Raw genomic sequence first — 1,043 nt, 5'->3', positions numbered from 1 at the left:
GTCTATCGGAGCGGGCGGTAGTGCGCTGGTATTGATCGACGGTGTAGAAGGTGATCCGGCCATGTTGAATCCGAACGATATAGAAAGCGTGTCCGTATTAAAAGATGCGGCTTCGGCAGCCATCTATGGTTCACGTGCTCCGTATGGGGTTGTCCTGATTACAACAAAAGATCCGTCAAAGCAAAAAGATAAGTTTACAGTCAATTATACGGGGAACTTCTCCTATGAGACTCCGTATGCTGTGCCGGATGTTGTTGATGACGGTTATGTCTGGGCTTATCTGTTTCGCGAGGCGGAATACAATTACCGCGGGATAGAGCCTACCAGCATTAATAAATCACAACCTTTCTCAAAAGAATGGTTGGAGACTTTCCGGCAGCGGAAGTTGGCAGGAAATACATTACAGGCAGCGGTTGGTCCCGATGGAAAGTATACATACTATGGAAATGAAGATTACTATGACGCGCTTTATAAGGATCATACGTTTGCACAGTCGCATAATGTATCCATTAGCGGTTCGAACGGAAAAATCAGTTACTACACTTCCGCACGTTTATACGATTACGACGGTCTGTTCAATTATAACTCGGATACCTACCGCACTATGAATATGCGTACCAAAATCAGTGCACAGGTGTTCGACTGGCTGAAAATTTCTAATAATATAGACTATACTCATGATAAATATACGCAGCCATTGGGTTATGTAGAGCAGAATGAAGGTCTGGTTTGGAAAGCGATCAATATGGAAGGCCATCCGTCCGAGCCAATCTTCAATCCGGACGGCACCTTGACACACTCCGGTGCACGTTCCGTCGGTGGACTGGTAACGGGTAACAACTGGATAAAGCGTACAACGAAAACGCTGAAAAATACGACTACCCTGAATATAACCATGCTGGACAACAAATTACGTTTTACCGGAGACTTCTCTTTCCGTACGAAAGATTTTATAGAAGACAAGAAAACGACCGCCGTTCCATATAGCGATTACGAAGGGGTGATTAAATACCTCGGAGTACCGGAAACGGATGATAAGATGT

General features: G+C 44.9%; 1 protein-coding gene. It reads left to right on the top strand.

Translation table 11 applies throughout. The features are described 5' to 3' along the window. Positions 1-1,043: TonB-dependent receptor plug domain-containing protein (locus tag AB5935_RS28035; protein WP_368328106.1), on the top strand; the 1,043-nt coding region annotated here is incomplete at both ends.

Source organism: Phocaeicola sp. RTP21198st1_B8_RTP21198_201120, assembly GCF_040929485.1.
GTDB classification, from domain to species: Bacteria; Bacteroidota; Bacteroidia; order Bacteroidales; family Bacteroidaceae; genus Phocaeicola; species Phocaeicola dorei.
This window is presented reverse-complemented; position numbering and strand designations above follow the sequence as displayed.